This is a genomic window from Aminobacterium sp. (genome assembly GCF_034926885.1).
Taxonomy (GTDB): Bacteria; Synergistota; Synergistia; order Synergistales; family Aminobacteriaceae; genus Aminobacterium.
The window spans coordinates 38,227-57,999 of the sequence record NZ_JAYFQR010000030.1; the positions used below are offsets into that span (position 1 = coordinate 38,227).

The window sequence follows — 19,773 nt, forward strand, 5'->3', positions numbered from 1 at the left end:
ACTTTATAGACTCTTTATTACTTCTATAATTTACTTTGAATATAATTAAGAATAGTGGCTCGTTTAACCTCTTCCTGTTCGCCAGTTTCAAGGTCTTTTACGTTGACTACTCCTTTGGCCAATTCATCGCCACCAAGAATACAAGCAAAACGGGCTCCAGAAGCTGCTGCAGATTTAAATTGAGCTTTCATACCACGTCCCATGTAATCCATGTCTGCTGCAATATTTGCTTGTCTTAGTTCCGTAAGGATTTTGAATAGTTCCTCTCGCGACACTTCGTCAAGTCCGATAGCATAAACATCGAGATCAGGGCGAGCCCCAAAAGAACAATTTTGTTCTTCCATCACGAGGACAATCCTTTCAAGACCAGCAGCAAAACCAACACTCGGCGTAGATGGGCCACCAATCGTTTCTGCAAGGTTATCATAACGTCCCCCACCACATACAGCATTTTGCGCTCCCAAAGCTCCTGAAAGAACTTCATACGCTGTTTTTGTATAATAATCAAGGCCACGAACAAGCCGTTTATCTATATGGAAATGGGCTCCTATACTATTCAATCTTTCCTGTACTTTATCAAAGTGACTGCGACAATCATCGCAAAGGCTAGAGTAAATATCGGGAGCACCCTCGGTAATCTCTTTGCAATCAGGATTTTTACAATCAAGAATTCTGAGAGGGTTACGATCAAATCGACTTTGGCATGTTTTACAAAGTTTATCAAGCTGTGGTTTGAAATACTCTTTTAATTTTTCTCTATATGTTGGGCGACACTCAGGACACCCTACTGAATTAATAACGACCTCTAAATTCTGGAGACCAAGTCGTCTATATAATTCAAGAGACAAGGCAATAACTTCCACGTCTATCATAGGATTTTCTGAACCTATACTTTCAAAATCCAACTGCCAAAATTGACGATAACGCCCCTTTTGTGGTCGCTCGTAACGAAACATCGGACCAGCACACCACAGTTTAACAGGTTGAGCTCCATTATTCAGTTTGTTCTCTAAATAACAACGAATCATTGAAGCCGTTGCCTCTGGACGTAACGTAAGGCTTCGTCCACCGCGATCTTCAAAAGTATACATCTCTTTTTCAACAACATCAGTTGTTTCGCCTATTCCGCGTGAGAAAAGTTCCGTGTGCTCAAAAATAGGTAAATGAACTTCCGAATATCCGAAATCTCGCGCAACTTCTGCTGCAACGTTTAAGACATAAGCCCATTTCCAAGATTCTTCTGGGAGTATATCCCTGACACCACGCGGCGCTTTTATATCTACCATAAAAACTCCCTCCCATAAACTAAAACAAACATAAAAAACGTTTGCACATAATCATTCTATTGTTTTATACATTATGCAGGTAAGTATAATCATTCGTTGAAAAATTCTCCAGTAAAAAAATGGAAGGCTATAAAATAGAAAAGCGCAACGGCCTAATCACCGTTACGCCTGTCTCATGCTTCCTTACGGCATAAAAGACTAATTTCTAACGTGACTCGAGTTGGAACTTAATGGCCGTTCTTTCTTCGTTGTCAATTTCAATCTTGGCAAAAGCCGGAATACAAACAAGATCAATTCCATTAGGAGCTACATAACCCCGGGCGATAGCAATAGATTTCACTGATTGGTTAACCGCACCGGCTCCCACTGCTTGAACCTCAACCGCCCCTTTTTCGCGAAGAACTGCTGCGATAGCACCAGCGACGGATTTTGGTTGCGACTTTGCAGAGACTTTGAGCACTTCCATGAAATTCGACCTCCCTTGAGTAGCGCCGCAAGAATATAAAAACAGGAACATTTAATGGATCAGCGAGTTTCACTATTTGAAACAAATCAAGTATAGTCGTATTGTGCGGCTTTTGACAAGTGTTTTGCAATAAAAATCAGCAAATACGACTTTTTCCCAAGAAAGTTAGCCCTATAATCCACATTTTCTTTTCAAAAGTCTATTTTGATCCACAAATCTCGGATATGGTAATGTATAAATATCTCCATTATCTGGAACAATGCAATGTATAGACATTAACCCATTCAAGTATGTTTTATTGCTATCACTCTGAGGCACAAATTCGTTATGCCCAAAAAGATTTAAATCACCTTCCATTGAAGGAAGTCCCTGGAAATCATGGCTCACATTTAATTTTAGACCACAAACATCGAAAGAGCCACTCCAATTTACTATTTGGCTAGTGTGAAAAACCTGCTCTACAACATCTTTGTTATCGTGATTTCCTGTAGCAATACAAACTTTTCTTTTTTCTTCCCCTTCTAAAATCCGAGCTAACAAACGTAACTTTTTAGAATAAAGGGCGAGTCGATTTGGTAATAATCCTAATTTTATTTCATCAACAAGATCGCCAGTATGTATAATTGCCAAAGGATCAAGGAAAGTAACTAATTTATTTAAACAAGAATAAAAAGACGAAGGAGTATCAGAGACATGCAAAACAACACGTCCTTTTATTTTCTCCAAACTCTCAGGAATATAAAGTAAATCAAACATCTTGTAGATCATCTTTTTCCATGATTCCACAGCAATCACCTCTAAACTATTTTAAATTTTACCATTTTTTAGGCAAATGCGTAAACAAAAAAACATGGTACTATACTAAAAATAAGATTCATGCAGGAGGTTCAACCTTATATGGCCCAATCTAAAACAAAATTTGAAAAACCTATTGCTTTAGAGATGAACATCTCAACAACACAAGTACAAGCAGTATTCTCTCTCTTTGACGAAGGCTGCACTGTTCCTTTCATTGCTCGTTATCGTAAAGAAGCAACAGGTAGTCTTGATGAAGTAGCTATTACACAAATTCGAGATCGACGAGAAGAACTTCTAGAGTTAACTAAACGAAAAGATTCTATTTTGAAATCACTGCAAGAACGCGACATTCTTACAGAAGAGTTAGAAGAGAAGATTTATGCAGCTAATAACCTGACAACACTGGAAGATTTGTACCTTCCTTATCGCCCCAAACGTAAAACAAGGGCAAGTGCCGCTATAGAAAAAGGACTAGAACCCTTAGCGCTTAAAATTATGAATCAAGAAGGAACTATTCCCCACCAAGAAGCTCAAAAATTTATTGACATAGACAAGGGAATAGCAAATGAAAATGAAGCCATACAAGGGGCTCTTGATATTATCGCCGAGAAAATCAGTGAAGACACGCTGGCTCGTAACCTGTGCCGCAAAATATTCGCCAAGCATAGTTTTATTTATTCATCTCGGGCTTCGGAAGAACCCGATGAAATGGAAAAATATAAAGACTACTTTGAGTGGCAAGAAAGAGCTATCAGCACACCATCTCATCGTATTTTAGCTTTATTTCGAGGTGAAAAAGAGGGTAAACTTTCCCTTCGAGCACGGCCTGATGACGCCCTTTGCATTACTCAGCTAAAGAAACTTTTTATTAAAAGTGAGGGGGAAGAAGCCTCTCTTCTCGAAGAAACCATTAATGACAGTTACAAGCGACTCATTACACCTTCTATGGAAACAGAACTACGAAATGCGCTCAAGAAAAAAGCCGATGAAGAAGCTATTTCCGTTTTTGTTCAAAATATAAGAGAAGTTCTTATGACACCACCTCTCGGACATAAGAATATCTTGGCAATAGACCCAGGCTTTAGAACAGGCTGTAAGGTTGTTTGTCTGAATAAACAGGGGAGCCTTCTTCATAATGAAACCATATATCCACATCCGCCAATAAACAAAAAAGATGGAGCTCAAACTAAAATTTTAAGTCTAATAGATACATTTTCTATAGAGGCTATTGCTATCGGAAATGGAACTGCAGGAAGAGAGACTGAAGCTTTTATAAAGGAGCTACCTATCACTTCAAACATCATTATTACCATGGTTAACGAGAGCGGCGCTTCGATTTACTCAGCATCAGAAACAGCCAGAAGAGAATTCCCAGATTATGATGTAACGGTACGAGGTGCAGTTTCTATAGGCAGAAGACTTATGGACCCATTAGCAGAACTAATAAAGATTGACCCATGTTCTTTGGGAGTTGGTCAATACCAGCATGATGTTGATCAAAAGGCTTTAAAAAGAGCTCTTGATGATGTTGTAATCAGTTGTGTTAACGCAGTCGGAGTTGATATTAACACGGCTAGTTATGAACTTCTCTCCTTCGTTTCAGGAATAGGCCCTCAGTTAGCCAGCAATATTGTAAAATACAGAGAAGAAAACGGACTTTTTGAGTCACGAAACGACCTAAAAAAAGTTCCACGTCTTGGCCCAAAATCATTCCAACAATGCGCTGGATTTCTACGAATACCAGGAGGGAAAAATCCGCTCGACAACACTGCCGTGCATCCAGAAAATTATACATTGGTAAAAAGGATGGCCTCCGATTTAAGTGTAACGGTGAAGGATCTTATTGAAAAAGTAGATATTAGAAAAAAGATCGATATATCCAAATATATTACAGAAGAAGTAGGGCTCCCGACATTACAAGATATTATGGAAGAACTTGAAAAACCTGGGCGAGACCCACGATGCAGTTTTGAGGAATTTGCCTTTGCAGAAGGCGTAACAGAAATCTCTCATCTAAAAAAAGGCATGATTCTTCCTGGAATTGTAACGAATGTTACTGCTTTCGGAGCCTTTGTAGACATTGGCGTACACCAAGACGGACTCGTGCACATAAGTGCAATTTCTGATAAATATGTCGCTTCTCCGCATGCTATCGTTTCACCAGGGCAACGTGTAAAGGTCGCTGTAACGGGAATAGATTTGGGAAGAAAGCGTATTTCCCTTTCTATGAAAAAGAGTGATCTAGAAGAAAACTAATATAAATACTTGTTATTGGAGGAAAAAATGGAGGAAAAGAAAAAGGTTCTTCAAAAACTTTATTTTCTTTTCATTTTAGGGGTGTTCATTATTGCCCCGAAGGGAGTTTTTTGTCGTGATAAACTTCCTATTCTCATCCTCCACTCTTATGATCAAGAAAACGCATGGACAGAATGCCTCTCTCAGAGCATTCTGTCTACTTTTCAAAAAAGCGACTTACAAATAGACCCGTTTACAGAGTACATGGATAGTCAACGTTTACTCAATCAAACAATAAATAGTTCGTTACAGGAACAATTTTTCATGAAGTATTTCCCTTTCCATCTCCGCGTCATTATTAGCGAGGGGGATGAGGCCTTTCGCTTTCTTGTCCGTTTCAGAAACAAGGTTTTCCCCAATACCCCAGTAGTATTTACAGGGATAAGTGACATATCTCTTTTAAAAGAATCATCTTTACGAAAAAGCTTCACGGGGATAGTAAAACATATACCTTATAACAAAACGATTGATGCGATTATTCGTTTTCATCCAAATCTAAAGAAAATAATTGTTATAGGCGATAGTTCACTAATCAGCGAAACAAACATGAACATACTTTTACATATTGCTCAAGATAAAAAGCAGTATATAAATATTAGTTTTTTAATGTCATATCCTATAGAAAAGGTATGTTCTATATTATCAGAGCAAAATCCCCAAAATACAGCCATATTGCTCGCTTCTCCTTTGGCCTCAAGTAAAGAAAAGATGTTTTTAAGTACTGATGAAAGCATTAAAAAACTTTGCTTTACAGGAGATTTTCCTATTTACTCCAATCTACCAGAAGCTATAGGAAAGGATGGGATCATTGGCGGAGCAATCCATTCAGGAGAGCGCTTTGGAATATTGGCTGCGAAGATGGCTCTTGAAATTATGCATGGAAAGAAACCATCAGAGATACCTTTTAATGAAAGTGAAATGGCACAATGGATTTTTAACTATAGAGAGTTAAAAAAACACGCTATTCCCCAAGAGAAACTTCCGGCAGGAAGTACCATTATAAAAGACCCTTTTAAAGATATAAAAGATAATTTTCGATTGATAACTATCAATTTTGTCGTTATCGCTACTTTAGTAACATTGATCCTGCTGCTCCTTTTCAAGATATACCGGCGACGTTTTATTAATTTAAAGCTAATAAAAGAAAAGAAAAACCTTAGCGGACTTATGGATGGAGCTCCTGATGGAATTGTTGCTATCGATGAGCAAGGATGTATCATACTGGCTAATAATGGGTTTCGCCGTATGTTCGGCTATACAGACGAAGACATCGAAGGGAAAGAAGTTGGTCAAATTATTAGCCAATCAAGCTCAAGTCATAAAGATAACCTTTCCTTGGTTCAAAAAGCTATTTCTTATCCTATCAAAGATGTACATAGGTATAGAACTAAAAATAATGGAATTACTTTTCCCGTTTCAATTAGCGGCTTTCCTGTTCTGTTATCGAATAACAAAAAGGAAGCATTTTTGCTTTTTAGAGATATTACACATCAAAAAAACCAACAAAATGCACTAGCCCAACGTTTTCATCTCGAAACGTTACTTTCTACTGTTTCTTCAAGATTGGTACTTTCAGGTCCCTTCGATGAAACAATAAAAAGTGTTCTTCAAGAAATTGGAACACGCCTTGGTTTGCTTTCATGCGCGCTTTATTTTCCTCAAGAAGATAGTTCATCTTTTCGTCTATTTCACGTCTGGAATTCATATGTATTTCAAAATAGTAATCTCTTAAAAGAGACAATTACACTAGACCTCACTCCTGAACAACAAGAACTCTTTAAAAGGTACGAACCCATTGAAGTTGATATAAAAGACTCTAAAGGATGTCTTTTTAATGTGAACATAGTCCCCATTGATAACGGATCAAGCAATGCGACTGTTCTTCTTTTGGTGCAAAATAAAACATCTCAACCATGGCATTTTATTCGCTATGCTTCAAGTCTAAAAATTTTAGCAGAAACACTTGGAGAAGCTTTTAAACGGAAAAAACAGCAAGAAATTTTGCTCCAAACAATTGACAGACTCAGAGAAACTTTTAACTCTACAATATCTACTATAGGCAATGTTATCGAAATGAAAGACAATTCCACCTATGGACACCAAAACAGAGTGGCACAATTATCTCTGGCAATTGCACGCGAAATGGGTTTACCGGATGCGGTAATAGAAGCCGTATATAATACTGCTCTCGTACATGACTTGGGCAAGCTATATATTCCTTCAGAAATACTCACTAAACCTGCAACTCTTTCTCCTCTTGAATATGATGTTGTAAAACAACACCCTCGGTTCGGCTATGAAGTTTTGCGAAATGTTCGCTTCCCGTGGCCTGTAGCAGAAATAGTGCTTCAACATCATGAACGATTGGACGGATCTGGATATCCTGAAGGGTTGAAAGGTAAAGATATTCTTCTTGAAGCTCGTATATTAGCTGTTGCCGATGTTATAGAGGCAATGGCATCGCCACGTTCGTATCGCCCAGCACATACAATAGAAGAAGCTCTTGAGGAAATAAAAAGAGGAGCCGGAATAACCTTCGACTCCTCAGTAGTAAACCACTGTATTGATATTTTTGAGAAGAAAAAATTTACCTTTTATATAGACAAATAATTAAAGCTTATTATAGGCTGCACGTGCTTTATAAGGGATGGAGTTCTCAAGGACATCCATCCACTGCATATCCTGAAAATTCACGTCAGCAGAAAAAAGCTCATGCCCTCCCATATCATAATGACGGGCAGATGATATGCCATATGTATTATCCGTGGTATGAAATACATAGTCATATTCGCTGAAATAAAGAGTTTGAGCCTTCGCTTCATCCAGATTTGCCTCAGAAACTAAGGCCTGAACCATTTTTTTCTTTCCAGCAGCTGCTGCATAATAGACACGTAATGTTGTTAGCGGCATTCCTTCAACTTCATCGACTTTTACCATATACCATCTTAATTTATTTTCGTCTGCTCCGAGATCTACTCGAACATCTCTAGCTTCAGCATAAAGGGGTTGAGTCATGAGAAGGATGCTCCCTACACAAATAATGCTCATCAAAAAAATTATTTTACCAATTCGAGACACAGCGTTCCCTCCTTTCTATGATCTTAAATCATATTGCCATGTTTTTTATAAAGCAGGATCAAGTAAAAAACAACCGTAGGAATAACGATATGCTAAAAGCTAAACCCCTTTTCTTTAAACAGCTTAATACAAGCATTCACAACGTCTAAATCTAAAGCTGTACCTTTTAATTTTTCTATTTCTTCAAGTGCTACATCTATTCCAAGACTCGGACGATAAGGACGATGGGAGGCCATCGCTTCTACGACATCAGCTACACCGATAATTCGAGAAGCTAATAAAATTTTATCTCCCTTCAAACCACGAGGATAGCCTGAGCCATCCATACGCTCATGATGCTGATATACTATTTCAGCCAAAGGCCACGGAAGTTCTATACGACTCAAAATGATAAAACCAACTTCCGAATGAGTCTGCACAAGTTTGAATTCAACATCTGTTAGAGGACCAGGCTTATTTAAAAGCTCAGAGGGAATTTCTACCTTCCCAATATCATGAACCAAAGCTGCTTTTTCGAGGTTATCAACAATCTCTTTCTCTAGTCCAAGCTCTTCACCTATTGCCCGAGATAATGAAGCCACTCTTTTCTGATGCCCTACACTAAAGGGATCTTTCATTTCTGAAGTAAGTGCCATAACCTCAATGGTCTGATTCCACGCGCGTCTTACGTTTTCTAGATTGTTTGATAGGGCAATTTCTGCATTTTTGCGGGCAGTTACGTCTGCTACGGTGCCTTGATAATATACAGGTTTACCATAATCGTCTCTAAAGACAGAAGTTCGTTCGTCAACCCAGATAATTTGGCCATCCCCAGTTACGACTCGATACTCCATTTCGTACTCTTCATCTTCAGCTTCCTCATGGGCCTTCACTTGGTTAATAACCTTTTGTCTATCTAATTCGTAAATCAGATCAAGATAACTTTTCTCTCCTGCCAATATATAGTCAGGAATATACCCCCAACGACTTACATTCTCTGACACATAAACAATAGGCCATCCTTCTGTCGTTTTCCATCTGAAGAGGACAACGGGACTCTCCTTTACTACAGCAGAAGCGTATAAAAGCTGCCTATCTCTTTCATACTCTTCAGTCAGATCATGAAAAATAATATACGCATTGATTATTTCCGAATCAGAGAAGATCGGAATCGCGGAAACACGACAGGGAAAAGTTGTCTGATCATGCTTGACACACAAAACATCATTGAAAGGGCCTCTCTCTCCTTCCAATATTAAATCGAAAGTTCGAATAGCTCTCTCGTGAAAGTAAACCGGGATAGTACTTCCTATAACAGATTGACCAATAATATTTTCTCTTTTTACTTTAAAAACTGTTTCAAAATAAGAATTAACATCGCATATGTATCCATCAGTATCAACTAATGCAACGGAATCTGGAGCGTTATTAAATAAACTTTTAAAATAAATCTTTTCGAGAGATTCTTCCTTTTCCATCATCATATGTTTTCTCCATGTACCTTCCTAATACAACAGTCTAGCAACAGAGATATAATAAAAATACATATAAAGTATAGCATTATGAAAACTGAAGAACTGAAACGTTAGGCATGTTTAACCTAAGAAAAAGGCCTCAGAAAATTACCCCCCTATACCTTTTATAAAAACAAAGAAACAAAAAAATCTTACGCTATAATATGTGCTACATCATAAAACTAAAGAAAGAGACTGTCTGATTTATGAATAAACTGCCTGTTGGCTGCAACCTAAAATGCCGAGCTTGTGCCCATCGCATGATGAGTCAAAAAGATAGTGAAATTCAAAAAGAAACATGGCTAAAAGGAGTTTTGTCTCATTGGACATACGCCTTAAACCCAATTGTTTCCCCGTTACCAGAAAGACGTTGGGGATATAGAAATAAAGTCAGTCTGATAGCTGAATGGAACTCATATCGTTGGATATTTGGAATGAACGTGCGCAAGCAGGTCATTTCGTTGCAAGAGTGTCCTATTCATTCCGCAACTGTTAAGAATGTGCTTGCGTGGCTTTCTTCGAACATGCCTCCATTTACACTGTTTCCTCTCTCGATTTATGTACAGGCAGGCGCACAAGCTACACTTATATTAAAAACAAAAGAGTTGCCCAACCTTGATTGGTTAAAAAACACACTAAACAGCCTTAACCAAACTGGATTGGAAGGACTCTGGCTTCACCTTCACCCAAGTGCTGGAAGAAGGCTCTTTGGCAGTGGAGTTTGGAAACTACTATGGGGAAAACCTCGTTCTTACAATGAACACGGTCTTATATACGGCCCCACAGCTTTTCAGCAATTAATTCCTGAACTATACAACCACTCTCTTCTTGAAACGATTAAATTTCTTTCCCCTCAAAAAGATAGCGGTATTCTCGATCTCTATTCTGGAAGCGGAGCCACTCTTCGACAATGGACGGATGCTGGTTCCGCAGCAATAGGTGTAGAAACCTCAGCTGAAGCCATTGAAAATGCCGCGATTAACGCACCAGGTGCGCGTCTTTTACGGGGAACATGCAGTCAACGCCTGCCGCAACTCAATGAATGGATTAAATCAATCCCAATAAATAAAAGACTGGCCTACGTGAATCCCCCCAGAACAGGAATCGAACCCGATGTTCGCGAATGGCTTGCAATAAAAGCACGTCCACAGCGTATAGCATATCTCTCTTGCAGTGCAGGAACTCTCGCACGAGACCTTCTCTACCTTGAAGAAAAAGGGTATGAAGTAAAGCATATTACGCCTTACGACTTTTTCCCTAATACATACCACGTTGAAACTCTCGCTTGCCTTTCTCTATAGATGAGAAAGGACTCGAACAGAACGAGCCTTAAACATCAAAAAGCAATGCCCTCCTTCTCTAAGATGCAACTCATCAAAGGCACTTCTCGTTACAACGGTATAGATAAAGGTTGAATTCCATTGTGTACGAATCCAGACAAGCGGGCCACGTAAAGAAACCTCATCAACTTTTACCTTTAAAACATTACGAGCAGACGAATAAAATGGCTCTGTGGCTACAATAATTTCTTCTGGACGGATAGAGAGAGCAACTCTCTCGTTGGGTTTTACATAATCTGTTGTGCGGATAAATACTCCATCCACATCTATGGCATAAGGTTCTCCTTCTAAGGTGTCACATCCCTCCCCTTCAAAAATATTTTTTGCTCCCACAAGACAAGCCACATGAAAAGATTGAGGTTTTTGAAAGATATCATCTGGTCTCCCAATTTGAGAAAGACAGCCGTTCTGAATAACAACAACGTGAGTAGCCAATGTCCATACGTCTTCCATATCATGAGTAACGTGTAAAACCGTAACTCCAAGCTCTTTAACTAACGCCTTGATACATTTGCGCATTCGCTCTCTTGTAACTATATCAAGGGCACTAAAAGCTTCATCTAAAAGCAAAATTTGAGGCCGTATAACAAGAGCTCTAGCTAAAGCAATCCGTTGTTGCTCTCCTCCAGATAGTGTTGTAACGTTCCGTTGTAAAAGAGGCTCTATTTGCAACATTTTAGCCATAGAATAGACTTGAGTTCTAATATCACTATGGGGCATCCTCTGATTTCGAAGGCCAAAAGCTATATTTTCAAAAACAGAAAGATGAGGGAATAGCATATAATCCTGATAGACGATGCTTAATTTTCTTTTTTCCGGCGGCCAAGATGTTATATCTACATCATTTAAAAAGACCTTTCCAGAAGAAGGAACAAACCCTCCCGCTATAGTTTCAAGCAAAACACTTTTTCCAGCCCCAGAAGCACCTATAACACAACAATATGTTCCTTCATCTACTTGAAAAGAGACATTTCTAAGAGAAAAGATTCCAAGTTCCACCGACAGATTGCTTACTTCTAAAAGGGGGGTCATACAAAAACATCTCGATTCATACATTCAAAAATAAGGATAGAAAGCAAAGATATAATAATAAGAACAACGCCAGCAGTAATAGCGACTGGTAAATTCCCATAAGATATATTAAGAAAAAGAGCAATTGGAAGGGTTTCTGTATACATACGAGTCCCTCCTGCGAGAACTAATACTGTACCGAAACAACCAACACTTCGAGCAAAAGCAATTACAATAGCTGCTAAAAAACCCCCCTTAGCCATTGGAAGGGAAACTCTGAAGAAGCAACTGACAAGATCACACCCTAGACTTCTCGCAACAAGCTCATAACGTGGATTTATGCTGCAAAAAGTCCCGTACATAATACGAATAGCATAAGGAGCCGCTGTAAAAATTTGAGCAATTACTATTGCCTCTTTTGAAAAAACGATATTTTTAGACCAGAGAGAAAGAGGCCCCTGCCCTAAAAGTAAAAGTAAACATAAACCTAAAACTAATTCGGGTAGAGCCATAGGCAAATCAATAATCGTTCGAAATAAATGTTGGCCTCGAAATTGAAACCGAGCAAGCACATAACCAGAAGATACAGCTACAACCATAACAATGAATGTAGAGAGAGCACTCGAAAAGATCGAAAGTTTCAAACTATAAAACATTTCTTCCGATCGTAAATTAATAAGGATATCGTCTAAATTCAACATAAAAAACAACGAGAGAATGGCAGCGAAAAGTAATCCTGTAAAAAATAGGAAAATAAGCCACAAAAATAGCTTAAAGAGCGTATTTTTCATTACTCTACCGGTTTTTCAAGAGGAAAACCCCAACGTTTCCAAGCGACTTTGCCTGAATCTGCAACAAGGTATTTTATAAAAGCAAGGGCATCGTCTGTGCGTTTTGAGTACGAAATAATAGCTGCAGGAATTGTTTTAACACTATTTTGCGTTATGGGAATGGATACAATTTCGACCTTTTGATCAGCTTGCGCCCATGTGGATTGATCGTGCCATGCTATTGTTCCATCGACTTGAGATGTTGCAACATACATCAAAAGCTGGTTCGTCGTTCCAGGCTTTACTACAACATTTTTTTTCACATCTTCGTAAAGAGCATTCTTTTCTAAGATAGCCTTACCTGTCTTACCGATAGCAGCTGCCTTTTCATCAGCTAAAGCAAGTCTTAAACCTGGTTTAGCTAAATCTGCCAAAGAGTGTATTTGAGCGGGATTTCCTTTGGGAACAAGAATAACGGGAACATGGTAACAAATAACAGTTATTTCGTCTTCCACAATCATTTTTTCACGTAGTGCATCTTCAATATACTTTTCCGCACCTGGAATATAGACATCCCCTTCTTTTCTTGTAGAAATCATGCCAAAAAGTTCTCCTGAACCACCGTAAACAATACGAACAGTTAGGCCTGTCTCTTCTTCAAATGAAACCTTTATTTCGTCCATCGGTTTCATGAGACCCGCTCCGCAAAAAACAAGGAGTGGTTCTTCCGCTGCTCCTCGAAAGGAACAACTTAAAACCACTCCTATAGAAATAATAACCAAGAAGCAGAATCTTCTAATAAAAGTCATCTATAAAAGCACCTCCATAAAAGATCTATTTGATTGAATCCCTCCACATTTTTATTCCGTTCCTTCCTCGGCGTTTTACACAATACATTGCAGAATCAGCTTTTTTCAGTAATGTATTAATGTCAGTCCCATGATCAGGGAAAAGGCTCACTCCTATGCTAGGAGTTATAGCAATTTCAATTTCGTCTATATGGAAAGGAGAAGAAAGAGTCATGTGCATTCTCTTTGCAATTGAAAGAACCTGTTCTGTACTAAAAACATCCGTAAACACAAAGAGAAATTCATCTCCTCCTGTTCGAGCAACTGTATCAACATCTCGTAAAATCGTTTCGAGTCTTCGTGCAACCTGAACAAGTAACTTATCACCCATAGTATGCCCCCAGGTATCATTGACATTCTTAAAATTATCAAGATCCATAAAAGCCACAGCTACAAGGGTCCCACTGCGAAGGGCGTGCTTTATTGCCTGATTCAGGCGATCAATAAAAAGCAATCTGTTCGGAAGTCCCGTAAGGGCGTCATGTGTTGCTTGGTAGCGAATAAGTTCTTCCATACGAAGCCGTTCTGTTACATTACGTGCAATACTTTCCACATATCTGACTACACCTTGCTCATCTTTTAATGGGATAAGGGTATGCTCAAGATCAATACGACGTCCTCCCTTTACGGTCCACGTCAAAACAATGGAGTCTATTTTCTGTTTTTTCTTTGTGAGAATTTCTAATGTTCTTTGAAAAGTCTCCATAGAATCAGGATCCATTAAACGATATGTAAGACCTGGATCTTTTTGAAAATCCTCAAGAGAGTAGCCCGACAATTTTTCTCCTACCGGATTAAGCATATCAACTTGTAGATTATCGACGGCAAAACGAGCAATAATTTCTCCAGCGTTTTCAATTAAACGGTCATATCGTGCTAAGGCGTCACGCAAATCTCGCTCCATTTGACGCTTTTGAGTTACGTCCCATACAAAAATAAAAAAACGGCCATTATCATAAGGGACATGACAACCGTTACCTGTAAGTTCTAAAACATGACCATCTTTATGAGTGTGATGAAAATAAGACAGCGTTCCTTGTTTTTCTTTTAGTGTATTAAAAAAAGCCCGGTTTTTTTGAAATTCAGGACACACATCTGCCAAAGTCATAGAAAGAAGGTCTTCTCTGTTATACCCTATCATCTGGCAATACGAACTATTCACGTGAAGGAAATTACCTTGACTGTTTATTTCAATAAACCCTTCACCAATACTTTCAAGAACAAGTTTTAGATCTTTTGATGTCTGCTGAAATTGACTTTCTAATTTTTCCGTAAGTTCTGCAACATTTTTCTCGTTTTGCCAACGAATTAAGGCACTTGAAAAAATCCCTGCCAAAAGCCGTAACGTAGAGATTTCTTCATCTGTCCAAAAACGACGTTCTCGCACTGAATCAAAGCCGATAAAACCTATAGAATGCCCCCTATAAGTCATCGGAACAACCAACAATGATATTATTCCTTGAAAACCAAGAATCATTTTTTCTTGAGTAGCATCGTCAGGGATATCGGAAAGGGAAGGTAAATCTATAATTTCATCATTTTTTATTTTACGACTCCACCATCTAAATTTATTAGTAGGAAGAGATTGTAATTCATTTTTAAAAGAGGTTACACCTTCAGCGCACCATTCATGAGTATTGCTTGCAATTTGCCTGGAAATATCCCCCTCAAACAAAAAAATGTAACTGCGGTCTACATTAAGAAGTTGACCAAAAAGAGATAGACCTTTCTCCAAAACATCATCTGATCGGTCCCAAGAAACATTCATAAGTTCTACCCCTAAAGAAGCAAGAAGAGAAAGAAGAGCTATCTGGTAATTCGTATTAGTTAACATAAACACCACATCCTAATTAAATAGCTCTATTATGATTTTTAATATTACATAAAGGAATTATAAAATCAAGATATAAAAAGCCCCTTTTGTGGCGACAATCATAAAAGGGGCTTCGCTCCATTCTTAAATGAAGTTACAACATTGCCTATTTTTCTCCTATTTTAAAAAACATTGAATAAAAAACAGGAACGACAACGAGCGTCAAAATCGTTGCGAAAGCAAGACCAAACATAATGGTAACAGCTAAGGCTGAAAAAAGAACGTCGAAAAGAAGAGGTATCATGCCTAAAACGGTAGTCATAGCTGCCATAGATACAGGCCGAGCTCGGCTTACCGCTGAATCGACAATAGCATCGAATCCATGTTTTCCCTCTCTGATTTCCAAATCAATCTGGTCAATCAATACAATGGCGTTTTTAATAAGCATTCCAGTAAGACTCAAAAATCCTAGCAAAGCCATAAAATCAAAAGATTTATTGAAAAGAAGCAACCCCGCAGTCACTCCAATAATAGAAAGAGGAAGGCATAGCATAATAATTATTGGCTGCTTAAATCCGTTAAACAGAATTACCAGTATGACGATAATAGCAATAAACGCTATAGGGATCATTCCCATAAGGCCACCTTGAGCCGTTTGAGAACTCTCATATTCACCTCCCCAATCAAGTTTATACCCTATAGGAAGCTTTATCGCTTCTATATCAGGCCGGACTCGAGAAAAAAGGAGGGCAGCATTACCAGAACGAGAGTCACATTCAACAGTCAACGTCCTCATTCTGTTTCGTCTATAAATAATGGGATCCTCTGCAACAATATCAATACTTTTTGTTATCTGCCCCAAAGTTATATATTTTTTCATGAGAGGACTCCAAATCTGAACATCTTGTAAAGTTCCCGGTTTCGCTCTGTCTGCTTTAGGCAATGCAACTATGATAGGTAGTAACTTGTCATTTTCCCTATATAGTCCTGCCTTTGAGCCTGTAAAAGACATCTCTAGCGCTGCTGCAATATCTGTTCTGGAAAGCCCTGCCTGACGAGTTCGAACTTCATCAAGAGTAGGTCGAATAATTTTGACTTTCTCTCCCCAATCGCTTCTAATGTTTATAGAATCTGAGTCACCTCTAAAGATTAAAAGGGCCTGATCCCCAAGATTTCTAAGAACTTTGGGGTCTTCTCCCATAAATCGAGCCTGAATTTTGGCGCCACTTCCAGTTCCTTTACTAAATGACCGAACACGAGGATCAACATCTGGCATCTCTGCGGTCATAAAGGTAGTAACCTTATTGCTTAATATTGATGATGATTTAGAATTCCTACTTTCAACAATCAAATGGCCGTAACTATCTGAAGGATCGCTGGGAGTATATGTCAAAATAAAACGAAGTGCGCCCTGCCCAGCATAGCTTGCCACAGATTTTGTTTCAGGTTGTTTCAGAAGAAAAGACTCCACATTCTTAACATCTTTTAACGTTTCGTCTATATACGCACCTTTTGGACGCCAGAAATCAATTGTAAACATTGGACTCGTAGAGTTCGGGAAAAAGGATCGATCAACAAAAGTAAAACCAAAAAGCGCACATCCCAACAAAAGTACTAAAACAATTACTGTTCTTTTTCTCTTTCTGAGACATACTTCAAGGAAAGTTCTATACATTCTATATAATTTCGTATCGTAGGGATCCTTTCCTTCTTGAGTGACTGACGTTTTTAAAAAATGTACACCTGCAACAGGTGTGACCGTAACAGCTAATATCCAACTCAAAAGCAAAGAAATCCCTACAACTTGAAAGAGACTTCTACAAAACTCCCCCGTACTATCAGGGGACAAACCAATTGGAGCAAAAGCTATAACAGCTATAAAAGTAGCACCTAACAATGGCCATTGTGTTTGGGTTACAACTTCAATTGCCGAAGATACTCTTTCTTTCCCCGTCTGGATTCGAACTAAAATACCGTCGGCAACTACGATAGCATTATCGACAAGCATGCCAAGAGCAACGATAAGAGCACCTAAAGATATGCTATGAAGGTCTATTTTCGCCATTTTCATCGCTATAAATGTAGCCAAAATAGTAAGCAATAAAACTCCACCAATAAGCATTCCACTTCTAATGCCCATAAAAATCAGTAAAATAGCGATAACAATAATCAAAGCTTCCAAAAGATTCATTAAAAAGTTATTAATCGCATCTCGCACTGTATCAGATTGATAATAAATCAACCCTAAATCCATACCAACAGGAGTCATGGGCTCAAGCTCTTTCAGTTTTTTCTTAATGGCTTCCCCCATAGTAATAACGTTGCCGCCTTCAATATTCGATATTCCAATACCTATAGCTGGAGTCCCGTTAAATCGTACTATTGCACGAGGAGGAGCTACATATTCTCGTGTAATGGTTGCTACATCCGCCAAACGTATCAATGTACCTGAAGAAGAGGGAAAAATCAGAGCCCCTATTTGAGCGACGGAAGAGAACTCTCCTGTTGGAGTTATACGAATATACTCCGATCCCGCTTGAACTTTTCCAGATGAAACCACAATATTCTGAGCTTGAAGTGCTTGGAAAATTTCCTGGGTAGAAATCCCAAGCTGTGTCAGTTTAGGACGAGAAATCTCAACATAAATAGCCTCCTGCTGGGTACCATGAATTTCCACACTCGCAACTCCAGGAACAAGCAGCAATTCTTTTTTTAAAAAATCAGCAAAATCTTCTAACTCTTTATATGTATATCCTTCCCCAGTCAAAGCAAAATAAACGCCATACACATCTCCATAATCATCGTTTATAAGAGAAGGACCAGCACCCGGAGGCAATTGCCTTTGTATATCATTTATCTTGCGTCGTAATTCATCCCATATTTGAGGCAAATCTTTAGCTGTGTAGATATCTTTGATGTCAACATATACTATTGATACCCCTTCTTGAGAAAGAGAACGAACTTTGTCGATCTGCCCCATCTGTTGAGCAGCTCTCTCTATAACTTCCGTAACTTCCTCCTCAACTTCACGTGGCGTCGCTCCAGGATACGTAGTTGTCACAACAGCCGTTTTGATTGTGAAAGCAGGATCTTCAAGTTTGCCTAATTTACCATAGGCAAAAATGCCAAAAATGACCACTATCACAACAATAAACCATGTAACATTCTTTTTCCGTATGGAGTACTCCGCTATATTCATGATAAGCCTCTCTATTCCTCAGAGTTAAAAAATGTTACAGAATCACCTTCTACCAAGTAATTTACACCAGCAATAACAATTCGGCTTCCAGTGTTAACGCCCCCACGTATAATGGCCATATCATCTTTATAAGAAAGCAAAGAAACTTCAGCCTTATGAACAGTCATTGTTTTTTCGTCTACAATCCATACAAAATGTTTCGTATCTTCTCCAGGAACAACAGCTATGGAAGGAACAAGAAAATCACCAGTTCCTTTGGTTTCCCCTTCACCTACTATTTCTATTTGCGTTGTCATTCCCGGTAAAGCTATAAAATCTTCAGGATAAGGCATTGAAAAAGTTGCAGCATATGTTTGAGTCTGAGGATCTGCTTTAGTGGTAATTTCTTTAAATTCTAACGGATATTTTTTGCCAGGCGAAGCTTCGAAAGACGCAAAAAAAGAAGGACTTCTGTAAGTTTTAATTCGCATAATATCTTGTTCTGGAACAGAAATGATAATTTCTATCCTTTCAAGATTTTGTAAACTTATAATGGTTTGGTTTTTTTGTACGCTTTGGTAGTTATCTACATAACGTTCTGCGACAATTCCATTAAAAGGGGCTCTAAGTTCCGTATCCTTAAGTGCACTTTGAGCCGCTTCTACTTGAGCTTTCAATCCCTGAATAGTAGCCTCCATAGCTTTAATATCCTCAACACGTGCGCCACTTCGTGCCTCCTGTAACTGCTGACTTGCAGTATTCAATTCACCTTTTGCCACTTCATAAGTCGTTTTAGCTCTTTCTAAGTCAACTTGCGCCACAACACCTTCATCAAAGAGTCGATTCATTCTTTGATAATCTGTCTCTGCTTCCGAAAGTCGTGCTTTAGCCGAGGAAACCTTTGATGATAAGGCTGAAATCTCTTCTTTTCTCGCACCAGCTTTCATAGCATCCAACTGCGCGCTAGCATTACTGAGTGCACTTTGAGCATTAGTTAACTGAATTCTAAAATCACGTGGGTCTATTCTAGCAATAAGACTTCCTTGCTGAATTGATGCCCCTTTTTTCACAGGTAACTCAACTAATGGACCTGAAACACGAAAAGAAAGTTCTGCTGTTTTTGACGCAATAACCTTTCCAGGGAAAATTCTCCGAAAAGTAACTTCAGGGGCTAGAAGTGTCATGGTTTTTACAGGTCGCGATGCTTTTTCAGGTGAAATCTCTGTCTTCCTTCCAGTAATTCCCATCAAAAGGAAACCTCCCACAGCAAAAAACACCAAGGCGGCAATTCCCCATATTTTTTTAGCCATTTTTTTCTTTTGATCCTGAAATTCACTCATATGCCTTCCTCCATAAAAATAGATGTCGATTGTACACACAAAAAACGATAGCTATTT

Annotated in this window: 14 protein-coding genes; 3 read left to right on the plus strand and 11 right to left on the minus strand. The window is 38.7% G+C overall.

Features of this window, described 5'->3' with window-relative positions; translation table 11 throughout:
- Positions 1-23: 23 nt before the first annotated feature.
- From hisS to VB083_RS10860, 3 genes are all read right to left on the minus strand, one after another.
- Positions 24-1,286 (minus strand): histidine--tRNA ligase, encoded by a 1,263-nt coding sequence (gene hisS / locus VB083_RS10850; RefSeq protein ID WP_213690330.1) that lies wholly within the window; start codon positions 1,284-1,286, stop codon positions 24-26.
- Positions 1,287-1,491: 205 nt separating this feature from the next.
- On the minus strand, positions 1,492-1,752 hold the full coding sequence (locus tag VB083_RS10855) for a stage V sporulation protein S (protein WP_213690331.1): 261 nt from the start codon (positions 1,750-1,752) through the stop codon (positions 1,492-1,494).
- Between the two features lie 171 nt (positions 1,753-1,923).
- Positions 1,924-2,538 carry a metallophosphoesterase gene (locus tag VB083_RS10860; protein ID WP_213699319.1) on the minus strand — a complete coding sequence of 205 codons (615 nt, stop codon included), beginning with the start codon at positions 2,536-2,538 and terminating at the stop codon, positions 1,924-1,926.
- Between the two features lie 111 nt (positions 2,539-2,649).
- On the opposite strand from VB083_RS10860, the gene VB083_RS10865 reads away from it, so the two are divergent.
- Positions 2,650-4,806, plus strand: a complete 2,157-nt coding sequence (locus tag VB083_RS10865; protein WP_213690333.1) for a Tex family protein — start codon at positions 2,650-2,652, stop codon at positions 4,804-4,806.
- 27 nt (positions 4,807-4,833) lie between these two features.
- Complete coding sequence (locus tag VB083_RS10870) at positions 4,834-7,455, plus strand: ABC transporter substrate binding protein (protein WP_213701133.1); 2,622 nt, start codon at positions 4,834-4,836, stop codon at positions 7,453-7,455.
- Here VB083_RS10870 and VB083_RS10875 read toward each other — a convergent pair whose 3' ends face one another.
- A complete protein-coding gene (locus VB083_RS10875; RefSeq protein WP_213690335.1) occupies positions 7,456-7,923 on the minus strand; it encodes a hypothetical protein in 468 nt (155 codons plus the stop codon).
- A 92-nt stretch (positions 7,924-8,015) separates the two neighbouring features.
- Positions 8,016-9,386 (minus strand): HD domain-containing phosphohydrolase, encoded by a 1,371-nt coding sequence (locus tag VB083_RS10880; RefSeq protein WP_213695818.1) that lies wholly within the window; start codon positions 9,384-9,386, stop codon positions 8,016-8,018.
- A 236-nt stretch (positions 9,387-9,622) separates the two neighbouring features.
- On the opposite strand from VB083_RS10880, the gene VB083_RS10885 reads away from it, so the two are divergent.
- Positions 9,623-10,717: a class I SAM-dependent RNA methyltransferase gene (locus tag VB083_RS10885; RefSeq protein ID WP_213699710.1), complete on the plus strand. Its 1,095-nt coding sequence runs from the start codon at positions 9,623-9,625 to the stop codon at positions 10,715-10,717.
- On the opposite strand, the gene VB083_RS10890 is transcribed toward VB083_RS10885, so the two are convergent.
- From VB083_RS10890 to VB083_RS10915, 6 genes are all read right to left on the minus strand, one after another.
- Positions 10,712-11,788, minus strand: a complete 1,077-nt coding sequence (locus VB083_RS10890) for an ATP-binding cassette domain-containing protein (RefSeq protein WP_213691904.1) — start codon at positions 11,786-11,788, stop codon at positions 10,712-10,714. The genes VB083_RS10885 and VB083_RS10890 overlap by 6 nt on opposite strands.
- Positions 11,785-12,558 (minus strand): ABC transporter permease, encoded by a 774-nt coding sequence (locus tag VB083_RS10895; RefSeq protein WP_213691905.1) that lies wholly within the window; start codon positions 12,556-12,558, stop codon positions 11,785-11,787. Before VB083_RS10895 ends, VB083_RS10890 begins: the two co-directional genes overlap by 4 nt.
- Complete coding sequence (gene modA / locus VB083_RS10900) at positions 12,558-13,346, minus strand: molybdate ABC transporter substrate-binding protein (RefSeq protein WP_213691906.1); 789 nt, start codon at positions 13,344-13,346, stop codon at positions 12,558-12,560. The genes VB083_RS10895 and modA overlap by 1 nt, the downstream gene beginning before the upstream one ends.
- A 25-nt stretch (positions 13,347-13,371) precedes the next feature.
- Complete coding sequence (locus VB083_RS10905; RefSeq protein ID WP_213691907.1) at positions 13,372-15,219, minus strand: diguanylate cyclase domain-containing protein; 1,848 nt, start codon at positions 15,217-15,219, stop codon at positions 13,372-13,374.
- Between the two features lie 145 nt (positions 15,220-15,364).
- A complete protein-coding gene (locus VB083_RS10910; protein ID WP_307879512.1) occupies positions 15,365-18,397 on the minus strand; it encodes an efflux RND transporter permease subunit in 3,033 nt (1,010 codons plus the stop codon).
- Positions 18,398-18,408: 11 nt separating this feature from the next.
- Positions 18,409-19,716, minus strand: a complete 1,308-nt coding sequence (locus VB083_RS10915; RefSeq protein ID WP_213691909.1) for an efflux RND transporter periplasmic adaptor subunit — start codon at positions 19,714-19,716, stop codon at positions 18,409-18,411.
- Between the last annotated feature and the right edge of the window lie 57 nt (positions 19,717-19,773).